The organism is Saccharothrix sp. NBAS 001 (genome assembly GCF_056640475.1).
The window spans coordinates 8168908-8192961 of record NZ_CM153251.1 but is presented as its reverse complement, the minus strand read 5'-3'; the positions used below and the strand labels follow the sequence as shown (position 1 = coordinate 8192961).

25 protein-coding genes, 1 tRNA gene, 1 other RNA gene and 2 pseudogenes are annotated in these 24054 nt (G+C 70.2%); 18 read left to right on the top strand and 11 right to left on the bottom strand.

The window, feature by feature from the left end:
- Positions 1–8: 8 nt before the first annotated feature.
- From AC0HI0_RS36155 to AC0HI0_RS36145, 3 genes are all read right to left on the bottom strand, one after another.
- Positions 9–2144 carry a DNA polymerase III subunit gamma and tau gene (locus AC0HI0_RS36155; protein WP_480927963.1) on the bottom strand — a complete coding sequence of 712 codons (2136 nt, stop codon included), beginning with the start codon at positions 2142–2144 and terminating at the stop codon, positions 9–11.
- Between the two features lie 31 nt (positions 2145–2175).
- Positions 2176–2270: signal recognition particle sRNA small type (gene ffs / locus AC0HI0_RS36150), an RNA gene on the bottom strand.
- A 1-nt stretch (position 2271) separates the two neighbouring features.
- Positions 2272–3012 carry an inositol monophosphatase family protein gene (locus AC0HI0_RS36145; protein WP_480927962.1) on the bottom strand — a complete coding sequence of 247 codons (741 nt, stop codon included), beginning with the start codon at positions 3010–3012 and terminating at the stop codon, positions 2272–2274.
- Between the two features lie 71 nt (positions 3013–3083).
- Between AC0HI0_RS36145 and AC0HI0_RS36140 the strand changes: the two genes are divergently transcribed.
- Positions 3084–3983, top strand: coding sequence for an Lrp/AsnC family transcriptional regulator (locus tag AC0HI0_RS36140; protein WP_480927961.1), 900 nt, complete (start codon positions 3084–3086; stop codon positions 3981–3983).
- 6 nt (positions 3984–3989) lie between these two features.
- Here AC0HI0_RS36140 and AC0HI0_RS36135 read toward each other — a convergent pair whose 3' ends face one another.
- On the bottom strand, positions 3990–4379 hold the full coding sequence (locus AC0HI0_RS36135) for a hypothetical protein (RefSeq protein WP_480927960.1): 390 nt from the start codon (positions 4377–4379) through the stop codon (positions 3990–3992).
- A gap of 34 nt (positions 4380–4413) precedes the next feature.
- On the bottom strand, positions 4414–4800 hold the full coding sequence (locus tag AC0HI0_RS36130) for a helix-turn-helix domain-containing protein (RefSeq protein ID WP_480927959.1): 387 nt from the start codon (positions 4798–4800) through the stop codon (positions 4414–4416).
- Between the two features lie 147 nt (positions 4801–4947).
- On the opposite strand from AC0HI0_RS36130, the gene AC0HI0_RS36125 reads away from it, so the two are divergent.
- From AC0HI0_RS36125 to AC0HI0_RS36115, 3 genes are all read left to right on the top strand, one after another.
- Positions 4948–5163 (top strand): helix-turn-helix domain-containing protein, encoded by a 216-nt coding sequence (locus AC0HI0_RS36125; RefSeq protein WP_480927958.1) that lies wholly within the window; start codon positions 4948–4950, stop codon positions 5161–5163.
- Between the two features lie 16 nt (positions 5164–5179).
- Entirely contained in the window at positions 5180–5734 is a 555-nt protein-coding gene (locus tag AC0HI0_RS36120; protein ID WP_480927957.1) for a hypothetical protein, read from the top strand.
- Positions 5735–5779: 45 nt separating this feature from the next.
- Positions 5780–5864 (top strand) — tRNA-Ser (locus tag AC0HI0_RS36115).
- Between the two features lie 171 nt (positions 5865–6035).
- Here the strand turns inward: AC0HI0_RS36115 and AC0HI0_RS36110 are convergent.
- A complete protein-coding gene (locus tag AC0HI0_RS36110; RefSeq protein WP_480927956.1) occupies positions 6036–8429 on the bottom strand; it encodes an endonuclease/exonuclease/phosphatase family protein in 2394 nt (797 codons plus the stop codon).
- Positions 8430–8770: 341 nt separating this feature from the next.
- Positions 8771–9634 carry an SAM-dependent methyltransferase gene (locus AC0HI0_RS36105; protein WP_480927955.1) on the bottom strand — a complete coding sequence of 288 codons (864 nt, stop codon included), beginning with the start codon at positions 9632–9634 and terminating at the stop codon, positions 8771–8773.
- Between the two features lie 113 nt (positions 9635–9747).
- Here AC0HI0_RS36105 and AC0HI0_RS36100 point away from each other — a divergent pair.
- The 6 genes and pseudogenes from AC0HI0_RS36100 to AC0HI0_RS36075 all read left to right on the top strand — a co-directional run.
- A pseudogene (locus AC0HI0_RS36100) lies at positions 9748–10320 on the top strand (bifunctional ornithine acetyltransferase/N-acetylglutamate synthase); the annotation flags it as partial.
- Positions 10321–10669: 349 nt separating this feature from the next.
- Positions 10670–10816: pseudogene (locus AC0HI0_RS36095) on the top strand (IS5-like element ISMt1 family transposase); the annotation flags it as partial.
- A gap of 127 nt (positions 10817–10943) precedes the next feature.
- Positions 10944–11288: a Cd(II)/Pb(II)-sensing metalloregulatory transcriptional regulator CmtR gene (cmtR, locus tag AC0HI0_RS36090; protein WP_480927954.1), complete on the top strand. Its 345-nt coding sequence runs from the start codon at positions 10944–10946 to the stop codon at positions 11286–11288.
- Positions 11285–11956 (top strand): cation efflux transmembrane domain-containing protein, encoded by a 672-nt coding sequence (locus AC0HI0_RS36085; protein ID WP_480934464.1) that lies wholly within the window; start codon positions 11285–11287, stop codon positions 11954–11956. The genes cmtR and AC0HI0_RS36085 overlap by 4 nt, the downstream gene beginning before the upstream one ends.
- 116 nt (positions 11957–12072) lie before the next feature.
- A complete protein-coding gene (locus AC0HI0_RS36080) occupies positions 12073–12924 on the top strand; it encodes a hypothetical protein (RefSeq protein ID WP_480927953.1) in 852 nt (283 codons plus the stop codon).
- A 595-nt stretch (positions 12925–13519) separates the two neighbouring features.
- Entirely contained in the window at positions 13520–13855 is a 336-nt protein-coding gene (locus tag AC0HI0_RS36075; protein ID WP_480927952.1) for a tyrosine-type recombinase/integrase, read from the top strand.
- Positions 13856–14314: 459 nt separating this feature from the next.
- Here the strand turns inward: AC0HI0_RS36075 and AC0HI0_RS36070 are convergent, their stop codons facing one another.
- The 4 genes from AC0HI0_RS36070 to AC0HI0_RS36055 all read right to left on the bottom strand — a co-directional run bounded on the left by AC0HI0_RS36070 (position 14315) and on the right by AC0HI0_RS36055 (position 17989).
- Entirely contained in the window at positions 14315–14737 is a 423-nt protein-coding gene (locus AC0HI0_RS36070) for a hypothetical protein (RefSeq protein WP_480927951.1), read from the bottom strand.
- Between the two features lie 966 nt (positions 14738–15703).
- Positions 15704–15937 (bottom strand): hypothetical protein, encoded by a 234-nt coding sequence (locus AC0HI0_RS36065; RefSeq protein WP_480927950.1) that lies wholly within the window; start codon positions 15935–15937, stop codon positions 15704–15706.
- 406 nt (positions 15938–16343) lie between these two features.
- Positions 16344–17147 carry a hypothetical protein gene (locus AC0HI0_RS36060; protein ID WP_480927949.1) on the bottom strand — a complete coding sequence of 268 codons (804 nt, stop codon included), beginning with the start codon at positions 17145–17147 and terminating at the stop codon, positions 16344–16346.
- 5 nt (positions 17148–17152) lie between these two features.
- The gene (locus tag AC0HI0_RS36055) at positions 17153–17989 is read right to left on the bottom strand and encodes a sigma-70 family RNA polymerase sigma factor (protein WP_480927948.1); all 837 of its coding nucleotides are present in this window, start codon (positions 17987–17989) and stop codon (positions 17153–17155) included.
- 317 nt (positions 17990–18306) lie between these two features.
- Between AC0HI0_RS36055 and AC0HI0_RS36050 the strand changes: the two genes are divergently transcribed.
- The 8 genes from AC0HI0_RS36050 (at position 18307) to AC0HI0_RS36015 (ending at position 23912) form a co-directional block, all read left to right on the top strand.
- On the top strand, positions 18307–18603 hold the full coding sequence (locus AC0HI0_RS36050) for a hypothetical protein (protein ID WP_480927947.1): 297 nt from the start codon (positions 18307–18309) through the stop codon (positions 18601–18603).
- A gap of 125 nt (positions 18604–18728) precedes the next feature.
- A complete protein-coding gene (locus tag AC0HI0_RS36045) occupies positions 18729–19181 on the top strand; it encodes a hypothetical protein (protein ID WP_480927946.1) in 453 nt (150 codons plus the stop codon).
- Positions 19181–19405: a hypothetical protein gene (locus AC0HI0_RS36040; protein WP_480927945.1), complete on the top strand. Its 225-nt coding sequence runs from the start codon at positions 19181–19183 to the stop codon at positions 19403–19405. Before AC0HI0_RS36045 ends, AC0HI0_RS36040 begins: the two co-directional genes overlap by 1 nt.
- 41 nt (positions 19406–19446) lie before the next feature.
- On the top strand, positions 19447–19671 hold the full coding sequence (locus tag AC0HI0_RS36035) for a hypothetical protein (protein WP_480927944.1): 225 nt from the start codon (positions 19447–19449) through the stop codon (positions 19669–19671).
- Between the two features lie 116 nt (positions 19672–19787).
- The gene (locus tag AC0HI0_RS36030; RefSeq protein ID WP_480927943.1) at positions 19788–20252 is read left to right on the top strand and encodes a RapZ C-terminal domain-containing protein; all 465 of its coding nucleotides are present in this window, start codon (positions 19788–19790) and stop codon (positions 20250–20252) included.
- Complete coding sequence (locus tag AC0HI0_RS36025) at positions 20249–20527, top strand: hypothetical protein (protein ID WP_480927942.1); 279 nt, start codon at positions 20249–20251, stop codon at positions 20525–20527. The genes AC0HI0_RS36030 and AC0HI0_RS36025 overlap by 4 nt, the downstream gene beginning before the upstream one ends.
- Entirely contained in the window at positions 20524–21663 is a 1140-nt protein-coding gene (locus AC0HI0_RS36020) for a hypothetical protein (RefSeq protein WP_480927941.1), read from the top strand. Before AC0HI0_RS36025 ends, AC0HI0_RS36020 begins: the two co-directional genes overlap by 4 nt.
- Entirely contained in the window at positions 21660–23912 is a 2253-nt protein-coding gene (locus tag AC0HI0_RS36015; RefSeq protein WP_480927940.1) for an FtsK/SpoIIIE domain-containing protein, read from the top strand. Before AC0HI0_RS36020 ends, AC0HI0_RS36015 begins: the two co-directional genes overlap by 4 nt.
- Positions 23913–24054: the final 142 nt, after the last annotated feature.

The window sequence follows — 24054 nt, the reverse complement described above, 5'->3', positions numbered from 1 at the left end:
CGCGTGGATCAGCTCTTCAGCGGCCGAGCACCCAGCTGCTCGGCGAGCAGCTTGAGCACCACGGTCTCCGGGTCGAGCCGCTCGCCCGCCTCGTCGTCGCCGGGCAGGGCGGCCTCGGCGAGCATCTCCTCCTCGTCGACCGGTTCCGGCGGGAGGGGTTCGTCGGGCTCCGGGGGCTCCGGGGGCGGCGGGACGTCGTCGGCCCCGGACCGGCCCGGCGCGGGCCTCGACGGCTCCGGGGTGCGGGCGGCCTGGCTGGGCCGGGTCGGCGCGGGCCGCTGCGCGCGGGCCTGCTGGGGCGGGCGGGCGGCGGGCGGGGCCGCGTCGCCGTGCACGCAGGTGACCTGCCAGGTGCCGCCGAAGATCTGGCCGAACGCGGAGGCGATGGCGTCGACGTTGCGCTGCTCGGCGAGCCGGCGGGCCAGCGGGGCCGACTTGTGGCTGACCGTGACCGACGTGCCGGCCACGTCGCCGACCGTGGCGCTGGTGAGCAGCGCCCCGGCACTGGGCCCGGCGATCCCGCGCACGATCCCGCACAGGTCGGGCCACCGCCGCCGGATCTCCGCCGCGTCCGCACCGCCCGAGGCCGGTGCGGGCGGGCCGTCGACCGGCGCGTCCGGGTCCGGCGCGGTGCTCGGCGCGTCCGGCACGACCTGGTCCGACGCCGTCCGGTCCGGCGCGGGAGCGGTCTGCGCGGCCACGGCCGGCGGCTGGGCTGGTTCGGGTCGGGCTGGTTCGGGCTGGGCCGCTGGTTCGGGCTGGGCCGGCGCGGGTCGCACCGGCTCGGCGGCCGGGCGGCTCGGCGGCTGCGGGGGCGCGACCTGGTCGGCGGGGGCGGCGGCGCGTTGCGACGGCCGCTGGAAGGTCCGCCCGTTGTCCGGCGCGCCGGCGTCGACGCCGCTCGGCGTGCCGCCACTGCCCGTGCCGGCGGGCGCGGGGCCGGTTGCCTCGGGCGCGCCCGAGGGGGCGGCGACCGCGCCGGCGGGCGGGCCGTGCTTCTCCAGCTGCTCGACGCGTTGCAGCAGCGCCGCCTCGGTGTCGCTCGCCGAGGGCAGCAGCATCCGGGCGGTGACCAGCTCCAGCAGCAGCCGGGGCGCGGTCGAGCCGCGCATCTCGGTCAACCCCTGGTGCAGGACCTCGGCCCAGCGGGTGACCGTCGCGGGCCGGGTCGCCTCGCGCTGCGCGAGCATCTTGGCCACCACGTCGTCCGGCGCGGACACCAGACCCCGGTCGGCGGCGTCCGGCACGGCGTGCAGCAGCACCAGGTCGCGCAGCCGGTCCAGCAGGTCGGACGCGAACCGGCGCGGGTCGTGCCCGGCGTCGACCAGGCGGTCGATGGTGCCGAACACCGCCGAGCCGTCCCGGTTGGACAGGCCGTCCACCACGTCGTCGATCAGCGCCACGTCGGTCACGCCGAGCAGCGAGATCGCCCGGTCGTACCGGACGCCCTCGGCCCCCGCGCCGGACAGCAGCTGGTCCATGACCGACTGGGTGTCCCGGGCGGAGCCCCCGCCGGCCCGGATGACCAGCGGGAACACCGACGGCTCCACGGCCACGCCCTCGGCCGCGCAGTTGCGCTCCAGCAGGGCGCGCATCGCCGACGGCGGGATCAACCGGAACGGGTAGTGGTGCGTCCGCGACCGGATGGTCGGCAGCACCTTGTCCGGCTCGGTGGTGGCGAAGATGAAGATCAGGTGCTCCGGCGGCTCCTCCACGATCTTCAGCAGGGCGTTGAAGCCCTGCGTGGTGACCATGTGCGCCTCGTCGATGATGAACACCCGGTAGCGCGACTCCGCCGGCGCGTAGAACGCCTTGTCGCGCAGTTCGCGCGCGTCGTCCACGCCACCGTGCGACGCGGCGTCGAGTTCGACGACGTCGACGCTGCCCACGCCGTTGGGCGCGAGGCCGATGCACGAGTTGCACTCGCCGCATGGATCGGGCGTCGGCCCGTTCACGCAGTTCAGCGAGCGCGCCAGGATCCGGGCGGAGGAGGTCTTGCCACACCCGCGCGGCCCGGAGAACAGGTACGCGTGGTTGACCCGCCCCGCCCCGAGCGCCGTGCGCAGCGGGTCGGTGACGTGCTCCTGCCCGACCACCTCCGCGAAGGTGGCCGGCCGGTACTTGCGGTAAAGGGCGAGCGCCACGGCCCAGACCCTACCGAAGGGGTCCGACACGAAAAGGGGACCCCGTGCACCCACCAGAGCCCGCTTATCCTTGCTGCCTTCCGGCCCTGGGGAGGTTCGCGAGATGTGTGCCGCACGAGGTCCACGATCAGTGTAGCCGGTCGTCCCGACCCGCCCGCGACAGACCCAGCGCCGCCACCGCGGCGGCGTGCAGACCGGGCGCGGCGGCCAGGAAACTCGCTGATCCGGCGTGCCACGGCCGCCCGTCGGCGGTGGTCACCACCGCGCCCGCCTCGCGCGCGACCAGCGCCGCGCCGAGCAGGTTCTCCGCGTCCCGGCCGTACTCCCAGAACAGGTCCAGCCGACCCGCCGCCACGTCGGCGACCTGCCACGAGGTGGGCCCGAGGTTGCGCACGGCGGCGACCCGGTCGAGCACGCCGGGCAGCGCCCGGCCGGCCGCCGCGTTCGCCTCGGGCTGCGGGGGCAGCGCCGGCGGCTGGGCGGTCGCGGCGACGGCGGCGGCCAGGTCGGTCTTGCCCGACGGCCGCAGCGGCACGCCGTCGCGCCACGCGCCGACGCCCCGTTCGGCCGCGTAGGTCTCGCGCAGCGGCGGCGAGTGCAGCACCGCGAGCACCGGCAGGCCGTCCTCGACCAGGGTCGCGGTGACGCACCACTGCGGCAGGCCCTGCATGAACTGGATCGCGCCGTCCAGCGCGTCGACCACCCACTGCCCGGCGGGCAGCCGGGCGTGCAGGGCGTCGACCAGCGGTTCGTCGATCGCCCGGAACACCCGCCACATCTCGTCCAGGGACGCGGGCGGCGCGGCGGGCCGCAGGGCCGGGATGCCGGCGGCGACGTCCTCGACGATCTCGATCACGTGGTTTCGCATGGGTCGAGAGTCGCGGCGCGATCGCCGTCTAGGGTCTTCAGGAGGCAGAATCCGAGCGGAACAGGACAGCAATGGCCGTGGAACTGGCGGAATTCGACCAGCGCCTGATCTCCGCGCTCCAGGTGGACGGGCGCGCCGCGCCGGGCCGGATCGCCGAGGTGCTGGAGGTGTCGCCGCGCACCGTCAGCCGCGGCCTCACCCGACTGGCGCCACACGTCCGGGTGGTCCGGGTGCCCAGCCCGGAGCACGGCCTGCGCGGCGCGACCCTGCTCCGGGTCCGGGTGCTGCGCGGCCGGGTCGAGGTGCTGGCCGACGCCCTGGCGCAACGCCCCGAGGTGCTCTTCGTGGACGTGCTGACCGGCGGCGAGGAGATCGGCGCGGTGGTGCTGGGCGGCGTGCCCCGGCTGCCGTCGAACGCGATCACGTCCGTGCGGCCGATGTCCGTGCTGCACGTGTTCTCCGACGCGGCCGACTGGCGCACGGGCCTGCTCACCGCCGCCGAGACGGCCGCCCTGACCCCGCCCGCGCCGACCGACGAGGTCGTCCCGGACGACCTGGACCGGGCGCTGCTAGACCTGCTCGCGGTCGACGCGCGGACCGGCCCCGGACCGCTGGCGGTGGCGACCGGTGCGCCGGAGTCGACCGTGCGGCGGCGGGTGGACCGGCTCGCCGCCGGTGGGCACCTGCGCACCTACGCGATCGCCGACCCGCGCCTGTTCGGGCTGACCGTCGACGCGAACGTGTGGATGACCGTGCCGCCGGGCCGGCTGGACGCGTTGGGGCGCAAGCTCGCCCGGCACCCGGCCGTGCACGGCACGTTGGCCACCACGGGCCCGACGAACCTGACGGCCGCCGTGTTCTGCCGTGACCTCCCGGCGCTCTACGAGTTCGTGACGGGCCTGCACGACATCCCGTCGGCGGAGGTCACCGTGGTGGGTTCGGCGCTCAAACGGGCCGGGCTGCGCCGCTAGCGCGCGTCACGCGCGCACGTCGTTCCACGCGTCGATCAGCTCCTCGATCGCGTTGACGTCCAGCAGCACGGGGTCGCGCGGCTCGCCGATGCGCCAGTAGGTGATGAACCCGTCCTGGAGGCCGTACACGAGCGCGGTCCGCTGTCGACTGTCCACTTCGGTCACCACGACGCAGCGGAGCTGGTCGGTGACCACGCCGTCCAAGAGCATCCGGCGCAGGTCGCCCCACATGGTGAGCAGGCGGTCGGACTCCGCACGGGTGAACTCCACCGCCGACAGGTCGCTCTCCGCGAGCCAGGCCCAGACGCCGCCGTCCGCCAGGGCCTTCAACCACAGGTGCAGGCGCTCGCCGGACGCCGACGAGCACACGTAGCACTCCGCATCAACGGGCGGCACTTGTTCCCTCCAGCCGTGGTTCCGGGCGCGGCGCTCAGTCCCGTTGCCGTGCACCGAACCGACGCGCGATCTCCGTCAGCAGGTCCTCATCGGACACCGCGGACAGGTCCAATGGTCGCGCCCGGCGGCCGGGCGCGCTCGGGTCGTCGGCGACGATCCCGACCAGTCGCAGGGCTTCCGCGACGTCCGCACCCACGGCGCGCGCGACCCGTTCGACCGTGGTCTTGGTGGTGCCGACGGCGTAGCGGGCGCCGTCGCGCACGGCGTAGCCGCGTTCGAGCTGCCGCACCTTCGCGTGACTGACTTCCGCCAGTCGGGCTACCTCGGCCACCGACAGCCCGGCCACCCGGCGCGCCTGCCGTAAGTACGGACCCAGCGGCCAGTCCGGTAGCCGGTCCGGTCCGTCGTCCGGGTGGGTCATAGATCAAGTCTCCCGCGAACCCTCGCACACCAACAACCCGCGTCCCGTGCGCCGAACTCGGCCGTGCGCGGACGCAACGCCGACCACCTGCGCAAACTCCCGCAAACAGCTTCCATTTTGTTTGTTAGTTTGTCTACAGTTTGCGCCATGACCAGGTTATCGATCGATCGAGCCCGCCTGACGCACCTCCGGGTGACGTCACGACGGACCGTGACCGAACTGGCCGCCGAGGCCGGGTGCACGAAGGGCGCGCTGTCCGGCATCGAACGCGGCCACCGCGCACCCAGCCCCGCCCTGCTCGGCAGGCTGGCCGACGCGCTCCACGTCGCCCCGGACGACCTGCTGCTGCGGGAGTGCCGGTGAGCCGGGGGACCGCGCGGTGAACCGCGCCGAGGTAGCCGCACTGCTCGCCGCCGCGGCGGCCGTCGCCCCGGCGTTCCCGATCCTGGACGACGCCGGCCTGGCGACGTGGGCCGCGCAACTGGCCGACGTGCCCGTGACGACGGCGGTCGAAGCCCTGCAAGCCCACTACCTGCGCCACCGCCGGCCGATCGTGCCCGCGGACATCGTCGGCTACTGGCAGACGACGCTCCCGCAGCCGCCCGAGCGGCGCAGCACCGTGCTCGTGCTGCCCAACGCCCGCCTGCCCACCGACCCGAGGCACCGCGTCCAGGCGCTGTCCGACCTGCGCACCGCGACCGCGACCCTGGCCCGCGCGACCGGCGTGCCGCCGCTCGGCCCGTGCACGCTGCGGCTGAGGTGGACCGTCCCGGACGGCCACCGCCGCGACCCGGACCACGTGGCGGCGACCGTGATGGCGTGCGCCGACGGCCTCACCGACGCCGGCGTGATCGGCGACCTGGTGGACCACGGGTCGGAACTGGAGCGCGGCGACGCGGCGACCCTCGTCATCGAACTCAAGCCAACCCTCTGACCAGCCGTTTTGGCCGGGCATCACCCGTTGGGTAGGCTCTCCCACGGAGGATTCGCATAGTGGCCTAGTGCGCACGACTGGAAATCGTGTTGGGTTAACCCCCTCACGGGTTCAAATCCCGTATCCTCCGCAGACCAGAGCCCCGGTGCCGTCAGGTGCCGGGGCTCTGTCGTGGGCGGGCCGCCGTCGAGCCCCCGCACCGCCGGCACGAAAAGGCCCCGCCCGGTTCACCCGGACGGGGCCTCTCGGTTTTCATGCCCGCCGTCCCGGCCTCACGGCTGTCTGCGGGCTTTCGCACGTGTCACGGCCTCGGCAGGCACTCCAGCAGGTCCTCCAGCAGGAAGACCAGCTTGTCGACCTGGGCGATGCCGGTGCTCGGGCGCAGCTTGACGACCTGCGGGTCGTGGTCGCTGGCCTGGTCGGCGAACTCGGCGTTGATGTGCACCACGTCGTACCGGTACCGGTTGATGTTGGCGCTGATCAGGATGTGGTCGAGGGTCTGCGAGTTGCCGTCGAACACGTAGCTGTAGCGCTCCGCGGCCGGCAGCGTCGCGATCAGGTCCACCACCGAACCGCCCGCCGTGAGCGTGGCGATCGCCGGCGAGAACTGGAAGTCGTTGATGTCACCCGCCAGGACGACGTTCGCGCCCTTGTCGACCGACTTCACCTGGTCCACGAAGGCGCGCAACGCGGTGGCCTGTGCCGCGCGCTGCACCTCCGACGACCGCACCGGCTCCTGGTAGCGACCGTGCAGCGACTGGTCGCCGCCCTTCGAGTTGAAGTGGTTCGCGACCACGAACACCGTGCAGCCCCGGAACTTGAACTCGCCCGCCAGCGGCTTGCGGCTGCTGTTCCACGCCGGGTTCGCGGGGTCGATGCGGCCCGGCGACGCCGACAGCGCCGCGCGGCCGTTCTGCTTCACCACGGACACCGGGGTCGTCGCGTCGCCGCCGGCGCGGTCCACGAAGGACACCCGCGCCGGGTTGAACAGGAACGCCACCCGGATGTTGCCGCCCGGCTCACCGCCGTCGGTCTTGTTCTGCGGGTCGATCTGCCGCCACTGGTAGCGCGGGCCGCCTGCGGCCACGATCGCGTCCACGAACTTCGTGAACGTCGCATCCGCCGCCACCGTGCCGTCGTCGGTCGCGCCGTTGTTGTCCTGGATCTCCTCCAGCACCACGACATCCGGCGACGAGAGGTTCTTCACCACGGCCGCCGCCAGGCGGTCGAACTTCGCCTGGTCGTTGGTCGCGGCGAGGTTCTCCACGTTGTACGTGGCCACGGACAGCTCGTAAGAGCGCGCCGCGTCCGTCTTCTCCGGCGTGATGCCGCCGGACGCGTAGGTGCCCACGGTCTTCGTGGCCAGCGTGTAGCCGCCGAAGTTCGTGTACTCGACGTTGCCCACGGTCGCGCCGCGCCACACGTCGCCCACGTTGCTCGACTGCGGGGTGGCGCTACCGGCCTTGACCTTGATCCGGCCGCTGTTGGGCTGGTCGTAGCCGAGGTAGTTGGTGCCGCCGCGCACGGTCGGGTTCTGGGTCGGCTTCGTGGTGATCCACGTCTCGCCGAAGCTGTTCGTCGGGCCCACCACGCGGGCGTCGTCCACCTGGACGTACATGCCTTCGAGGGACTCGTAGTAGTCCTGGCCGTACGCCGCCGGGTCGAGGTCCAACGCCTCGATGCTGCCGCCGCCGGCCGTCGGGACGAACCCGTCCGGCGGGGTCAGCACGATCGGTGCGGGCAGCGCGTTGCCCTTGGACAGCACGGTGACCGTCGCGTTGGTGATCTCGGTGAGCGTCAGGTTCGAGTTGCTCGCCGTGTCACCGCCCGGCCGGTACTCCGCGACCGTGCCGCTCACCAGGACGGAATCGCCCGGCTCCACGGTCGGCGTAAGGCCCGCCGTGTAGACGAACACGCCCTCGCTGGTACGCGGGTCGTTGTCCGGAGTGGTGTCCTGGATCCAGAAACCGCGGTCGCCGGTGGCGCGGGTGGCCGTGACGACGCCGGGGACGCCCGCGACCTTCGTGCCGGTCAGCGGCGAGACCCGGGTGGTGCCCTGGATGTCGCGGATCCGCTTGTCGCCGGGTTCCGGCTCCGGCTCCTGGTCGCCGGGGCCCTGGCCCTTGGAGTTCACCGGCGTGGGCGCGCCCACCGCGAAGTCGGCGGCGTTGTTGTCGGTGTCCACCAGCGCCGGGCGCGCGGCGGCCGTGGCGTTGGACAGGTTGCCGGTCGGCGTGCCCTCGCGGACGACGGTCGACGTGCCGTAGCCGACCAGGTCGCGCACGCGGGTGTCGGCCGCGCAGTCGGCGGCGGTCTTGCAGGTCAGCGCCGTGGTGGCGGTGACCAGCGCGATCGTGCCGCCGGTGGCGGACATGGCGATCGAGCCGGTGGCGTCCGGCGCGGGCAGCTCGACCGTGCCGCCGGCGCCCTTCGCCTCGGCCACCAGGTAGCGCTTGCCGGGCTCGATCGCGCCGGTCAGCGGCGTGACCTGCCACTGGCTGGCCGCGCTCGCGCCCGCCGGCAGGTACTGGACGCTCCACCCGGCCAGCGACACCGGCGCGGAGCCCCGGTTGGCCAGCTCGACGAAGTCCTGGGTGAGCGTGGCGCCGGAGTTGCCCCCGCCGCCGTAGACCTCGGCGATCAGGGCGTCCGGGCTGGGCGCGGCGGACGCGGGTGCCACCAGGGCGAGGGACACGGCCGAAGCGGCGGCGGCCGCTAATCCGACGCGGAGCGGACTTGGTCTCAACGGATCCTCCGGAAGTTGGCGGGTCCGCGCATCCTCCCCGGAACGAGTGAACTGCGAAAGAAGCCGTCACTAACTGTTGACCATGCGTGTGAGTAGGCCACAGACCTAACGTCTGCGTGGCCTAACTCGCACGGGGGATTCCCCACGATCACTCGAACGTGTGTTCGACAATAGGGTAAGGTTGATCACGTGCCGGCCCGGTGGCCCTCCCAGCGCCGCGCCCGAGCACAGCGCACATGACGGAGGCGTCGGCGGCCTGACGAGGCAGCCGACGCCTCCGGCGGTCCCGCCTACTCGGGCTTCCGGAACAGGAAGACGTAGTAGCCGAGGTGGTCGCGGGTGTAGGAGCACGCCAGCCGGACGACGGGCTCCATCCGGTCGAACAACTCAACTCCATAGCGAGCGACGATCTCCTCCTTCCGCTGGGTGTAGAGCAGTTCCATCAGGTCGCCGCAGAAGGCGAGGTTCTGCGTCTGGTTCTCGACCGAGACGAGTTCGAGGCCGGCGGCGGCGGCCATCTCCAGCACCTTCGCGGGCGTGGTCGGCAGCGGGCAGAGCCAGGTCTGCCGGAACGCGGCCACCTCCCCCGGCGCCGGGGTGCCGCGCGCGGTGAAGTCGCTGACCAGGAAGCGCCCGCCGGGCCGCAGCACCCGGGCTGTCTCGCGGAACGCCCGCTGCCGGTCGGCGAGGTGGGGGTAGACCTCGATCGCCAGGGCCGCGTCGAAGGACCCGTCCGCGAAGTCGAGGCCCAGCACGTTGCCGTAGCCGAAGGACACCCGGTCGGCGAGCCCGGCCTCCCGGGCCGCCGAACCGGCCAGGTCGACCTGCCCGTGGCTGACGGTGACCCCGGTGACCCGGGCCCCGCTGCGCCGGGCGATCCGGACGGCGGGCCGCCCGTTTCCGCAGCCGATGTCGAGCAGGTGGTCCTCGGCGGTCAGGCCGAGCAGGTCGAGGTGGTGGTCGGTCTGCCGTTCCTGGGCGCGGTTGGCCAGGTCGGTGAGCGTCGTCGCGGGCTCGGTCGCACCGGGCTGCGACCACAACCCGACGTGCAGCCCGACGTCCCCGATGGTCAGTGCGTAGAGGTCGCCGAACTCGTCGTAAGCCGCCCCGACCTCGTCCGGGCTGGGCGCGTCCAGCTCATCGGTAACCGTCATCTCCAGTAACCCTCCCAACACTTTCCGTAACGTGACCCATCTCACGCTACTGCCCTCGCCAACCCTCCTTCACCGGCCCCGCACCCGCGCAGCGCCCCACCCGCGACCGCGGTGTGACCGGACCGAAGGGCTTCAAGGCCGCGGGCGTCGCCGCCGGCATCAAGGAGTCCGGCGCGCTCGACCTGGCGCTGGTCGTGAACGAGGGCCCCGGTCGGGCCGCCGCCGGCGTGTTCACCACGAACCAGGTGAAGGCCGCGCCCGTCCTGTGGTCGCAACAGGTGCTCAAGGAGCGCAGGCTCGCCGCCGTGGTGCTCAACTCGGGCGGCGCGAACGCGTGCACCGGCCCCGGGGGCTTCCGGGACACCCACGCCACCGCGGAGAAGGTCGCCGCCGTGCTCGGTGTGGGTGCCGTCGAGGTCGCGGTGTGCTCGACCGGTCTGATCGGCGAACGCCTGCCGATGGGCAGGCTCACGGCGGGCGTGGAGGCCGCCGCCGCGGAACTCGCCGCCGGCGACGCCGCCGGGCTGGCCGCCGCGACGGCGGTGATGACCACCGACACCCACCCCAAGCAGTCGTGGGCGGCGCACCCGGACGGCTGGTCGGTCGGCGGTTTCGTGAAGGGCGCGGGGATGCTCGCCCCGAACATGGCCACCATGCTCAGCGTCATCACCACCGACGCGATGATCGACGGCGACACCGTCATCGCCGCCCCCGCCACCCCAGGCCACCCGCCACCCCAGGCCACCCGGACACCCTCCGCCGCCCAGGCGGTGTCCTGTAAGCCGCTGATCAGGTCGTCTGACATCTGTGTGCGGTGGTCGGTCGTGGTGAGTCGACGGATCGGGCGTGGGCGGCGATCGAGCCGTTGCCGCCGGTGTCGGGTGGCGGTCGGCGGTGGCGCGATCACCGGCAGGTGGTCGACGCGATCCTGTGGAAGCTGCGCACCGGCGCGCCCTGGCGTGATCTGCGCCCCTGCCGGACGGCATCCGAGTCCGGCGCGACGGGCCGGGACGTCCGCGATCGCGACCCGACGTCGTGATCGCGGACAAGGCCTACTCGCATCCCTCGACACGCCAAGCTTTGCGACGGCGCGGGATCACGTTCGTCAGCCCCGAACGCACCGACCAGATCGCGCACCGCACAGCCAAAGGCTCGCACGGCGGGCGACCACCGGCGTTCGACCCGGAGCGCACCCCACCCCACCCACCTCCGCTCCCCACATCCAGCAGGCGGCTCACGCAGGCGACAACCCGACCAGGCGGCAATTCACCCTCGGCTGTAGTACAGCCACCGCTGTACAGTTCTCCGCATGCTGAAGTGCGAGACCCGCGAAGACGCCCTGGCCCGTCTGGGCCGGGCACTGGCCGACCCCACCCGGTGCCGCATCCTGGTGGCCCTGCTCGACGGCGTCAGCTATCCCGCACAACTGGCCGACCACCTGACCCTGAGCAGGTCGAACGTCTCCAACCACCTGTCGTGCCTGCGCGGCTGCGGCCTGGTCGTGGCCACCTACGAGGGCCGCCAGGTCCACTACGCCCTCGCCGACGAGCACCTGGCCCGCGCGCTGAGCGAACTCGTGAAGGTCGTCCTGGCCGTCGACACCGCCGAGCCGTGCCTGGACGAGCCCGTGACACCGCAGGGAGCCGTCCGATGAGCGACCTGGGCCTGACCACCCCGGGCGAGCCGAACACCTGCCCCGACGCCTGCTGCACCCCGCCCCGGACGACCCCGGCCCGCAGCGCGGTCCTGACCAGACGCGTGCGACTGCTGGTAGCCGCCACGATCACCTACAACGTGATCGAAGCCGCAGTAGCCCTCACGGCGGGCACGGTCGCCTCGTCCACGGCCCTGATCGGCTTCGGCCTGGACTCGATCATCGAGGTGGCCTCGGCCGCCGCCGTGGCGTGGCAGTTCGCCGGCCCGAACCCCAAGGCACGCGAACGCACCGCCCTCAAGGTCATCGCCTTGTCGTTCTTCGCCCTGGCGGGCTACGTCACCGTCGAAGCGGTCCGCACCCTGGCCGGAGCCGACACCGCCGACCACTCGCCCGTGGGAATCGCCCTGGCGGCCGTGTCACTGCTGGTGATGCCCTTCCTCTCCACGGCCCAGCGGCGCGCGGGCCGTGAACTGGGCTCGGCCAGCGCGGTAGCCGACTCGAAGCAAACCCTCCTGTGCACCTACCTGTCCGGTGTCCTCCTGGTGGGCCTGCTGCTCAACTCCCTGTTCGGCTGGTCCTGGGCCGACCCGGTCGTCGCCCTGACCATCGCCGCCGTGGCCGTGAAGGAAGGCCGCGAAGCCTGGCGCGGCAACCACTGCTGCTGACTACCGCAACTTGCGGCCGGACTTCTCCCGTCACGCCTTAGCGTGGACGCCTGGTCGTTCCCGGCGATCCCACCGCACCGGACGACCAGCGGAATCCGACCGCTCCGGGAGCCGAGGTGATCACCCTGTCCAGCGGAGTGGGCGACCTCGCGTGGAAGGTGGCGACAGCCGTCCTGGCGGCCCTGATCGCCTACCTCACCACCGAAGGGCTGAAAAGCCGGTTCCGCATAGTCCGGTTCACCTCACGCAACTACGACCGGTATTACTACCAGTTCGCCGAGCTGTACCTGGAACGCATCGAACCGTCCCAACAGATGTCGCCGGTGGTCATCGCGGACCACATGACCAACAAGAGAATCGCGCCACGGTCGAAACGCGCGTTACGAACGATGAGCCGCAACGCCCGGGAAACACCGCTCGCCCACCAACTCTTCCTGGCGGTGCAGCGCGGCAAAGTGCTGGGCTTCATCTGCGTCACGATCAACTTCGCCAAGTCGTACGCGCTGATCAACTACCTGGCCACGGCCACGCCGTCCGAACTGCCCGGCAACGTTCCCACCCGACTGTTCGCCAGAGTCCGCAGACTGACCACGAACATCCTCACCACCGAGAGCTACCTGTTCGAGATCTCGCCGCCGGTCACCGATTCGAGGTCGTCACTCGCCAAGTTCCGCCTCTTCCGGGAATACGGCCGCCGGCTGGACCTGCGCTGCGAACGATCACCCATCGGCTACGTGCAACCCGACATGGAACCCGAATCGCCGGACAAGGCGACCGAAGCCCTGGCCGACCTCTGCTTGATCGCCCGCGAAGACCACGTCAACACCCTCGACCGGGCCGCCTGGCTCGACCTGACGAGATCGATCTACTTCGACGTCTACCTGGCGACCTTCCCCGACCCGACGATCCGCCCGAAGTACCAGGAGTACCTCGCCACCCTGTACGCCCAAGCCGCCACCCGCGACTGACCGCATCGGAGACGTGGGGGCGGGTCACAGCCACCCCGCTGGTGACCTCGTTCCAGGTGCCCGGCACGGCCGCGTGAGTCCGGCCCTGTCCGACCTCCCCGTCAGGAAGGTCACCCGCGCACCGGAGTCGCTGGAGTTCGAGCACACCCGCACCAAGGGCAGCCACGCGGTCTGCCACTCACCAGGACGGCCGCACGGTCATCGTGCCCCTGCACGGCACCGTCAAGCGCGGAACCCTCGCCTCGATCACGGTAACCGGCCAACACTCAGCCAGTGGCTACTGAACCACGTCATGACAGGACGGCTGTTCGGGTCCACCTCGTTCCGGGCATCGGCAAACACCGGATCTACAAGCTCGAACCGGAACGCCTGGAGAAGCTCTACCGGAAGGTGACGACCACCGGGTCGAAGTCCGGGCGCGTTCACCAGGTGCAGCGCAACAGCGCGCGGTGGGCCATCGCCCTGGCGCTGGGGCTGCGGCAGGGCGAGGCGCTCGGGCTGCCTGACGGAACCGGTGACGCTGCTGGAGGGCCACAAGGCCGCTCAGGACCAAGAGCGCCGGACGGCCGGGCAACTGTGGACGGAGACCGGCTAAGTGTTCACCACGGCGACCGGTGGTCCACTGAACCCTCGGACGGACTGGTCGGAGTGGAAGCGGCTGCTCACCGACGCCGGCGTGCCCAACGGGCGGCTGCACGACGCCCGCCACACGGCCGCGACGGTGCTGTTGCTGCTCGGAGTCCCGGACCGGACGGTGATGGGCATCATGTGCTGGTCCAACACGGCGATGGCCGCGCGGTACCAGCACATCACCGCAGCGATCCGGCGCGACGTGGCCCAACGAGTCGGTGGACTGCTCTGGAAGCCCGCCGACGCGTCCGCCGAACCGGACGACGACGAGGGGGCGGCCGGGGTGCCGATACCGGCCTAGCGGCTCGCAACTGAGACGAAAACCGAGACGAGATGCAGAGAGCCCCTGTCGCCATGACCGGCGACAGGGGCTCTCATCTGCGGTGGCGGTGGGATTTGAACCCACGGAGGCTTTCACCTCACACGCTTTCGAGGTCTGCGAACCACCGACCAGCACCGTACGTGAAGCACGTTTTCCCAGGACAGCGAGATACAGCGGTCGTCCGCGAACGTGCCCGATCGTCGGCGAACGCCACCACGAATGCAACCACGGCGCACGCGCCCAGTCCATCTTCCCGTCGACCTTGCGCAGCCCGATCACGCTGCCACCAGGAAGCCTGCTGCTCGACGCGACGGTACCGCGAAGGCCGTCGAGATGGCGCTCCCGCACCGAACGGACCGGCGGCCGAAGGCGATCCCTGCCATCCGGGAAACCTGACCGCCCGCCGAAGACATGGGTTTCATTGATTACGGGCTACCGCTACCGCAAATCCGCGACCAAACTACCCAAAAAAGCAGGAAATACACCATGCCGCTGAACGATATTTCCGTCCGCCAGGGGCAGCAATAGACTATCCTTTCTGCCTTCAAAAATGAGTGAAACCTGCGCACCATGCGGCCAACGATTGAAGTTATCCACATCCCAGAAGTCATCCAAATTGATCTTCGAACCCGGGTCAGCAAATACTTTCACTTCACGAAGGCGACTCCTGCTCCAGGAACTGGTCGATACAGTCGACTGCTTCCCATCGCCATGGCGACCTGGTCGACGCCAATCGGACTTAATGAACCTATCCGGGGTAGCTACGACAATCTCACCTCCACTATATTCGCCATCTAGCCATACATCTGCGTCTACATACTCGATGTCATCCGCACCCAGCAACATGACAATGCGTGCCACCACATCATCCGGAATACGGGGCCGAATCGGGACTACTTGCGCTAGTTGCTCCCGCAACTTCGCTGCCGTCGACTCCAAAGTCGCCTCCATTATCTTGCATTACCATGAGAGAGAAAGAGTACGCCCCGTGTCCGATGTTCGCCATGTAGCAGTACGCCAGGGTCGGTCACACCCCTGGCCGCAGGCGGGCCGGAGTTGCGAAGCCGAGAGTCTCTTGACTACCTGCTTCATGCAGTTCAGAGGCTACGGCGTGTCCGTGGACGTCCAGTTCGTACACCTGCGGTCGAGGTGGTTGCCACTCAGTGCCAGTCGCTCGCCGGTGGGTTCCGCCACCGCCACCTTGTACGACTGACACTTTCCCCCTTCTTAGAGTTAGAAAACAAACCCGCAAACCCGCACGGTGCGGACGAAGTGCCCTCTGAACTGCGGTGATAGGGCGCGGGTTTGGGCGCGGGTTTGACATGGACGGCGGGTTTGAAACCCGCATCCAGAGCCGCCAAACCCCGCAGAACAGCCCTACTAGCTCCGCGCGGGCTAGCAGGGCTGCTCGTACGGCTTTACGAGACCCTGGCAGACCGAATGAAAACTGGAGTGTCGGCGGGTAAAGTCCCAGTGTAGGAAGTGTCTTCCCCGCGCACGCGGGGGTGGTCCCAACGCCGTGGTGAGGGCGGCCTTATTTGGGCTGTCTTCCCCGCGCACGCGGGGGTGGTCCGGCTTCCATCTCTGCGATGGCCCCAATGAACAGGTCTTCCCGCGCACGCGGGGGGGTGGTCCCTCGACCGGCTCGGCGAGGGCCGCAGTCTGCCAATCTTCCCCGCGCGCGCGGGGTGGTCCGAGGCTCTATCGCGTTTTCGGACAGTGCACGTGGTCTTCCCCGCGTACGCGGGTGACTCCCGGTCGACGTCGGCAATCAGAAGATTTGGGCGGTCCACCCCCGTACGTGGGCGCAGTCGACAGCCGCGTGCACTACTCGCGGGGGATGAACGTCCGCCAGTCCGCCTGACCTCTGGTCTTGGCGACCGCATCAAGGATCAGGTCATGACAGCCTCGGCCTGCTTGGCTCAACACCTGGTCCATGAGCGCGTTCGCCCCACCGATGTCGTCGTCCCGCAGTCGGCTCTCAAGCTCGTTGACGCACCGCGCGAGGTAGGCCCACATCTCGGCCACCTGGCTCTCTGTCAGCGTGATCTGGAACCCCACCGGCAACCCCCGTGTGCCTAGGTCGTCATCCGTCGCAACTGACGCATCAGTCTAGTGCGTCAAATCTGGGACAAGCGTCTCACCTAGCCACATCTGGAACGAATGGTCCATCAGAGTGAATGCGTGACGCGAAGCGAGCTGGTGAGTACGGGCGTAGCTGCCCAGGCCATTGGCGTATCCCGCGCCACGCTCGCGCGCTGGTGGGCGAGGGGCCTCGTAGAGCCAGAGTTGGTCACCGCGGGCGGCCAGGCGCGGTGGAAGGTCGAAACCTTGAAGGCGGATCTCCGTCGCATGGCGCAGCGCGAAGAGGGCTGACCCAGGCAGCTTTGTCGCCCAACACCAGGCAGCGCCTCTACCTTGCCTGGCCCCTGTGACTGCATCGAACACTGCTGAAGCCGGGGGGGCTTCACCCAAGGTTCACGAAAATCACAGATGCATCGTCAGATTTTTTGTTTCGAGGCCAGACGGTAGCCGACGAGTCGGAATCTTCGACTTGGCGCACCTGGCCGATCAGTTCGCCTGGGCCCTCAACGGAAAGAATGTTTAACACTTCCGACCAATTCAAGATTCCGAACATATCTACCGCGCGTGCGGCACCATCAGTGAGCATGGCAAGCCTGCGCACGTCGCTGGACTCGATTTCCCCAATCAAGGCATGCTCGGCGGCTCTGGGATCAGAACCGGCAATCCAATAGCCGCTTTCGGTGTTTCTTGCGGCAAGCTCCGCGTGCTTCATCTTTACGAGTGCAGTCGCCTTTTCGTGTGACCCGCTTGGCAAGGAGTCCGCGAAAGCACGTTCGGCGATCGCGGTCCTTTCAATCCTTCGGTCCGTCACAACCAGTTCATCTTCGCCACGGTCGAAAACGAGCGTGATGTCGCCAAGGGTCAGGTAGTGAAGTTGACGATCTTGAATCTGAACGATTCCGACTGCCGCGCACGGCGTTGCGGGATGCTTTAGGTCGCATGTATCGACATGCATGTCCGCGACGTGTTCTATGGCTCTACCGAGTGCCTGCTTGGGCGGCAAGGGTGAAAGTTCGGCGATTTTAGCTATGAGTTGGTCGGCAAACCATGCGACACCATGGAGGCAACCAGTGTCTGTACGCGCGGTAAGGCCATCCAAGATGACGAATAGGCCGGGATCGGCCAAGACGCGATCTTCGTTGGGCGTACCAGGTTGTCCGGCCGCCGTCGCCAAACGGATCTGCATCGCCGTCAGCCTTCGTGTCGGTAGATCGGCGTGGCCAGCGTGATGCTGCGAGTCGCCAGTTGACTTCCCTTCTCGAACTCGAAACGCACCACCGTAGAAAACCTGCGCGTCTTTAGATCCTTGTAGAGTTCACCGAGATTGTCCACAACATAGCGTGCAGCACCGAAAGTGCCGGGAGCGTGGGTGCCTGCCAGATAGAGAAATGTACCTTTTCCGTCCGGGCGCGGCAGGCGGCCCACGTATCCAAAGTCGGCATTTTCGCCATCATCGCGCGGGGACCTGAACTCTTGCCCGGTCGTGATGTCGACCAGGTGCCATCCGCGTTCGTCTGAGACATAGCGAATGTGAGGGTCTGCACCCATCACCTGACTGAGGAACGGCAGAAGCCTGGGATTGGTGAGAACGATGAGGTTCGGTCGGTTGAGGTCCACGTTGCCTGGCGCTGGTACGACCTCGTAGCTCGCATCCAGTCCAACGTGTCGAGCCGACTTGCTCAGGATTTCGAACGCGGCAAACGATTCGGCCGACAGTACGTCGCTCGGGTCCGCACGGTTCTCTTCACGCTTAGCGCCGATGGCCACCGTCAGCTTCCCGGTGCCGTAGAACGATCGTTCGGGGCGCATGCCTGCTGTGAGCAGCTGCGAAACGCGCCCCTTTGACATGTCGAGCAAGTCGGCGATCTGCTTCTGAGACATGCCTGTCGCCAACAATTCTTCCAGGGTTTCGCGTCGCAGGCGAGAAAGGTCACCGATCAGCACTTGGTGTTGGTCGATCATCTGGCCGATTGTCAGCGCTCGTTCGCGTGGATCCGCGATCGCAGTAGCGCGTTCCAAGTCATCCACCAGCACAGCTCCGCTCAGCGTCTAGGGGGCCTTAACTCTAGCCTACCTGCGACTTCCCTGGCTACGGACCAGCCGGGCGACTAGGTGGGCCAAACCCGATGGTTTAGGGGACTTGACGCGATGGGTTTACCCGTGGTGTCCTGTTGGGGGTCGGCACTGCTGGCCGCAGTGGACACCACAGGGAGGCTCGCAACGTGCGAGCTGAGAGACGTGCAGGAGACGCGATGGATGCCAACTTTGACTGGTTTACCCCGGTAGTCGACCAGGAGTCGCGTGAGGGTAGTCAGGTCTCGTTCGACGCGGATGGCTTGGACGTCTTGGCTGTGTCGTACACGCCGGACGGCCTGGAGTTGGCGGCGGTAGAAGCCCTGGTGGCGCAGGTGTCGGTGGAGATCGCCGCAGGGCACGAACCCACGTCAGCGTTGGTGGACGGATCGGCACGGGTGCGTCGGAACCTCAGGATCTTGGCGCGGGCGGTCAACGGCGAGGTCGCGCGATACGGGGTGTCGTTGGCGCAGGCAGTGCGGGAACTGGAGGACGAGTTCCCCAACTTGACGGTGGCCCACCGGCCGGTCACGTCGGTGCGTGTCGCGGCGGTCGGGCGGGTGGCGTGATGTCCGGCGGGGTCGGAGTGCCGTTCCGAGTGGCTGACCAGTACGACCGGGAGCGGGCGAGTGCCGGTCGGTCCAGGTTTGGTGCGTACCTGGCGGACCGCGCCCGTTTGTTCTGTGTGGACGGTGTGCCGGTCGAGGATCCGGCGGAGTTCGCGTTGGCGGCGCTGGTGATCGCGGTGCCGCCGGTGATGTCGCCCGGGTACGTGGTGGTGGATCCGCGGGTGACGGAGATCGGGCGGCACTGGGGTGAGGACGGCCGGTGGGCGGTGGCGCTGACGGTGGTGTCGGCCCTGCCCGCGGGGCTGGACCGCCGGCTGAGGTCGGGGTGGGACTCCTGGCGATCCGAGTCCTGGGGTGGCGAGAAGTCGTGGTTCGCGCCCGACGACAACCGCCGGCCGGTGGTGCTGCCGACGTTGACGGTGCGGGTGCCGCTGCCGGCGGGGCTGCCGATGCCGCGTTACCGCGCGGGTGTCCCGGATCTGGTCGCGGCCCGGGATGCGGTTCGGGCTGTGGTGGACGAGCTGAACCACCGGGTCGGCCCGGTGTTGTCCGGGCTGGCGTCGGCGGGGGCTGCGTGATGGGCCGCGACGCGTGCACGGCGTTGCCCGTTCCCGACCCCGACGGCACCGTCCGCAGCTGCAAGCAGGGCTGCGGCGTGACGACCGTGCTGGCCCGACTCGGGGACGGACGGATGGTGCGGGTGCACTCCGGCACCCACCGTGTCGCCTGCCCGGGCCGGCCCACCCGGCAGGTCGCCCGCGCACGGCCGACTGGGTTCGCGCGGCCCGCGTGCGCGGCCTGAGTTCCGTTCTCGTTCGCCCTTTCGAGAGTTCAGGAGAAACAGTGGATCTGTCCAGTCTCACCGCCGCGATCAGGAATTCCCATCGGTCGACGTGTGAAGACGACCTTGCGACGGTGGAAGCCTTCGAGACATCGAGGAACGCCCGGTACCTCGGCACCTCGACCAATCGCGATGTGCTGGCCGCCGACGACGAGCGCCACGCCGCGCTGAAGCGGGCGGTCCGCCGGCTCGCCGCCGAGTACGGCGTGACCGCGACAGACCTGTGATCCGGCAGCCCGGATCGACACATCTCGCCCGGACCGGCGGCCCACTCCCGCCAAGAAGAACGCCGCCGGTCCGGTCCCCACATCCCGCATCACTTCGCGAGACAGGAACCCCCAGCATGTCGAACAACACCCACGGAAGCGAACTCGCGGACGAGCGTTCCGGCGACACCGTCGACCGGCGGCCCATCCGGATCGTCTCGTTCGGCTACCTGCACGCCGCCCCGCCGGAAGCCGAGATCACGGTGGACGTGCGCAGGCTGTTGCGCGACCCCGCCCGCGTGGCGGGCCTGCTCGACTCCGACGGGCGCGAGCCGGCGGTGCGCGACGCGGTGCTGTCCACCCCCGGCGCGGCCACCCTGCTGGACACGCTGCGACAGGTCACCTACACCGCCGACGTGGCCCGCAAGCCGTTCACGATCGCGTTCGGCTGCGCGGGCGGCAAGCACCGCGCCGCCGCCCTGGCCGAAACCATGGCCGCACTGCTGACCGCCGACGGGTTCACCGTCGAACTGACCCACCGCGACGTGCACCGCCCCCGCGTGCTGCGCGACGGCGACAACCACGGGCAGGTGACCCCGTGACCATCCCCACCCCCTTGCTGCTACTCGTCGCAGCACTCGCCCTGGTGGCCGTGATCGCGCTGTGGAAGCTGCTCATGGTCGCCGGACTGATCGGCCTGACCCAGTGGCTGGTCATCACCCAGACCGAGAGCCCCACCGCCGTCCTGGTCGCGGTCGGGCTGCCCGCGCTCGCGTTGACCCTGCTGGCCCGGCGCTCCAGCTCATCGCACCACCGCTTCCCGTTGTCCCGCAACCGATCCCCGTTCCGCCTGACCCGACAGGAGGTGTCCCGATGAGCACGTGGCAGGACGAACGCCGCGCCAACCGGCGGGCCGACGCGGAGATCCGCCGGGCGGACATGGCCGCCGACGCCGAACGCCTTCGCGCCGACAAGACCGCTGAAGCCGAGCGGCGTCGGGCCGAGCGAGACCACGCGGACGCCCAGCGGCGTCGGGACAAGGACGCGGCGCGTGCCCGCCGGGCCCGGCTGCTCACGGCCGTGTCCGGCTGGATCCGGGCGCACACGATCGACCTGTTGTTCGTGCCGGTGATCCTGGTCCCGGCGCTGCTGGCGTGGTCCGCGATCGCCGGGTTCGGCCACGATCTGTACGGCGCGCCCGGCTGGACCATGCCCCTCTACAGCGAAGCGGCGATGTGGGCGTTCGCGTTCGCGCTGGCCGCCGCCCGCCGCGCCGGACGGCCGACCGGCCGGCTGCTGGTCGGGTTGTGGCTCTCGGCCGGGGTGTCCGCCACGCTCGCCTGTTTGCACGGCCTGTCCGTCGAGGGCGGCGGTGTGGTCGACGGGGTGGTGATGGCGCTGGTGGCGGTCGGCGGGGTCGTGGTCCACCAGATCGTGGACACCGCCGACCGCTCCGGACCCCGCAAGACCCGGGAACAGCGGGCAGCACTGCGGCTCCAGCGCTTGGCCGACCGGCGGGTGGTCGCGGTCCGCCGCGCCGCCCTGCGCCACGCCGCCGCCGTGCTCGCCGCCGACGGCACCGCCACCCTCGTGCACACCCCCGGCACCGTCCGCCTCCACCGCCGGCTCGGCCGCACCCGGCTGGTCCCGGCGACCGTGCCCGGCCTGCCCGTCGCGGACGGGGTCGGAACGCTCGGCGACGAGATCGCCGCGCAGATCGGCGACTACCTCACCGCCCTGCCCGCACCCACCGCCCCGACCGGCCACGCGCACACACCGGGAACAGCGGAAACGGTCGCCGCGCCGATCGACCCGAAGATCGTGCGCTACGCGGCCCGGGTCCGGGCCGCCATCGACGGAGAGCGGCTTCCCGCCGCCCCGTCCCGCACAGAGGTACAGCGCTTCCTGCGCTGCCGCGCGGAGCACGCCCGCGCGGTGCACAACGTCCTGTTCCCCACGACCCGTGACGACGGCCCCGACGAGGGCGGCACCCGACAGGAGGTGACGGCATGACCACCGCCCACGACCCCCAGCACCCCGCCGACGAGCACGAGGCCGGACAGGTCGTGCCGCTGCGCCGCGCGGACGGCACCGTGCCCGGCGCGGACCTGGTCGCCGACGACGCCATCACCGGGCAGGTGCTCACCGAAGCGGAGTCCGCCGAGCTGGACCGGCGTCTCGCCGCGCAGCGGGTGCGGGACGCGGCCGGGACCGTGGCCCGGGTGGTGCGCACCGGGGTCACCCACGACCGGACCCGCCGCGCCGGCCGTGTCGCGGTCCGCACCGCCGGCTACGCGCTGGCCGGGTCCCGGATCCGCCGGGAGGAACGCCGCAACCGGCGCAAGCACCTCGACCTGGAACAGGCCATCACCACCCTGCGGATCAACGCCAAGAGCGCCGAGGACTTCCACACCCTGCGCGAACTGGAAGAGACCCTGGAGCGCCGCCGGGCCGGGGTGGCGCAGCGCGGCCGGGAACGCCGGATCGAGGTGCTGCGCTGGTCGGGCGGGATCGTCCTGCTCGTCGGCGGGGTGCACGTGGTGGTCCTGGGCCACGCCGCCGTGCAGTCGGTGATCGGCGCGGGCTCGCTGGCCGACCGGTGGGACGGCGTCGTCGGCTTCTGGACCACGGTGGCCGAGCTGTCCCCGGCCGGCGGCCACTGGTGGGCGTGGGCGATCGGCGGCGCGGCCGTGTGGGCCGCGCGCACCATCCCGGTCGGACGCTCGCGCGGCACCCTGCCCCTGTGGGCCGCGAACTCGGAAGCGGTGCCGGCGGACGGGCGCGACATCATCCCGGACGAGTCGGCGGTGCTGTCCGCCCTGCGGCACCTCAACGGGCTGCCCGCGTTGCGGGATGCGTTCAAGCAGGGGTGGGGCGGCACCATCACCCCGACCTGGGTGCAGGTACCGCACGTGGACGGCCGGGGCTGGCGGATGCAGCTCGTGCTCCCGAAGGGCGTGCCGGTCGAGGAGATCGTCAAGCGCAAGAACCTGTTGGCGCACAACCTGGTCCGGCTGCCCGTCGAGGTGTGGCCGTCCGAACCGCGTGACCAGCCCGGCGTGCTGGACCTGTGGGTGGCCAACCCCGGAGCCCTGTCCGGCCCGGTCGACCCGTGGCCGCTGCTGGCCGACCTCGACCGGGAGACGGCGGACTACTTCGCCGGGGTGCCGTTGGGGGTCAACATCCGGGGCGAACGCGTGACCGGCCGGCTGTCCGAGGCGAACTACGCGGTCGCGGGGATCATGGGGTCGGGCAAGTCGACGCTGATCATCACCCTGTTGTGCGGGGCGATGCTGGACCCCCTGGTCGAGATCGACGTGTTCGTGCTGGCGCAGAACGCCGACTACGACCCGATGGCCCCGCGGCTGCGCACCCTGCGCACCGGGGCCGACGCCGACGTGGTCGGAGCGGCGGTCGACACCCTGTTGGCCCTGTACAAGGAGTTGGAGGTGCGCGGCCGGGCGCTCAAGGAACACGGCGCGCGGGCGGTGACCCGCAAGCTCGCCGAGAGGGACGCCCGGCTGCGCCCACGCGTGGTCGTGATCGACGAGTGCCAGGCGCTGTTCATGGACGCCGACCACGGCGAGGCGGCGGCGGACGTCGCGGTCAAACTGATCGCCGCCGCCCGCAAGTACGGCATCACGCTCGTCTTCGCCACCCCGGAACCGTCGACCACCTCCCTGCCGCGCAAGGTGATGGCCGTCGTCTCGTGCAAGATCGCGTTCGCCATCGGCGACCACGTCTCCAACGACGCCGTGCTCGGCACCGGCAGCCACAAGTCCGGCGTCACCGCCGTGTCGTTGGAACCCAAGACCGCCGAAGGACCCGGCGACGTCGGAACCAGCATGGTGCGCGGCGTCATGGCCAAACCCGGCCTGCTCCGCTCCCACTACCTCACCACCGACGAGGTGGCCGAGGTGACCGACCGGGCCATGACCCTGCGCACCGGTCACGTCCCCACCCCCACCAGCAGCAACGACGACGACGACGAGTCCACCCCGGACTTCCTGTCCGACCTGGCCCGCGTCCTCGGCGAGGACAAGCGCCTGCGCACCATCACCGTCCTGAACGGACTGGCCGACCTCAACCCCCACCACTACGGCGACTGGACCTCCAAGACCCTCACCGCCGCCCTGCGCGAAACCGGCGTCCCCATCGCCAAGAGCGACGGACAAAGCGTCCTCCGCCGCGACGACATCACCCTTGCCATCACCCTGCGTGACGACGAGTTGGGCGACGACGACACCGACGACGACGCCTGACCGCCCCTCGGAACATCCCGCCGGCGGCAGGGAAGCGGACAGGGAACCACCACCGGGACAGGGATTTTCCCCTGACCCCTTCCCTCACCCTGCTTCCCTGCCCCCACCAGCACCGACAACCCACAGGGAAGATCCACAACCA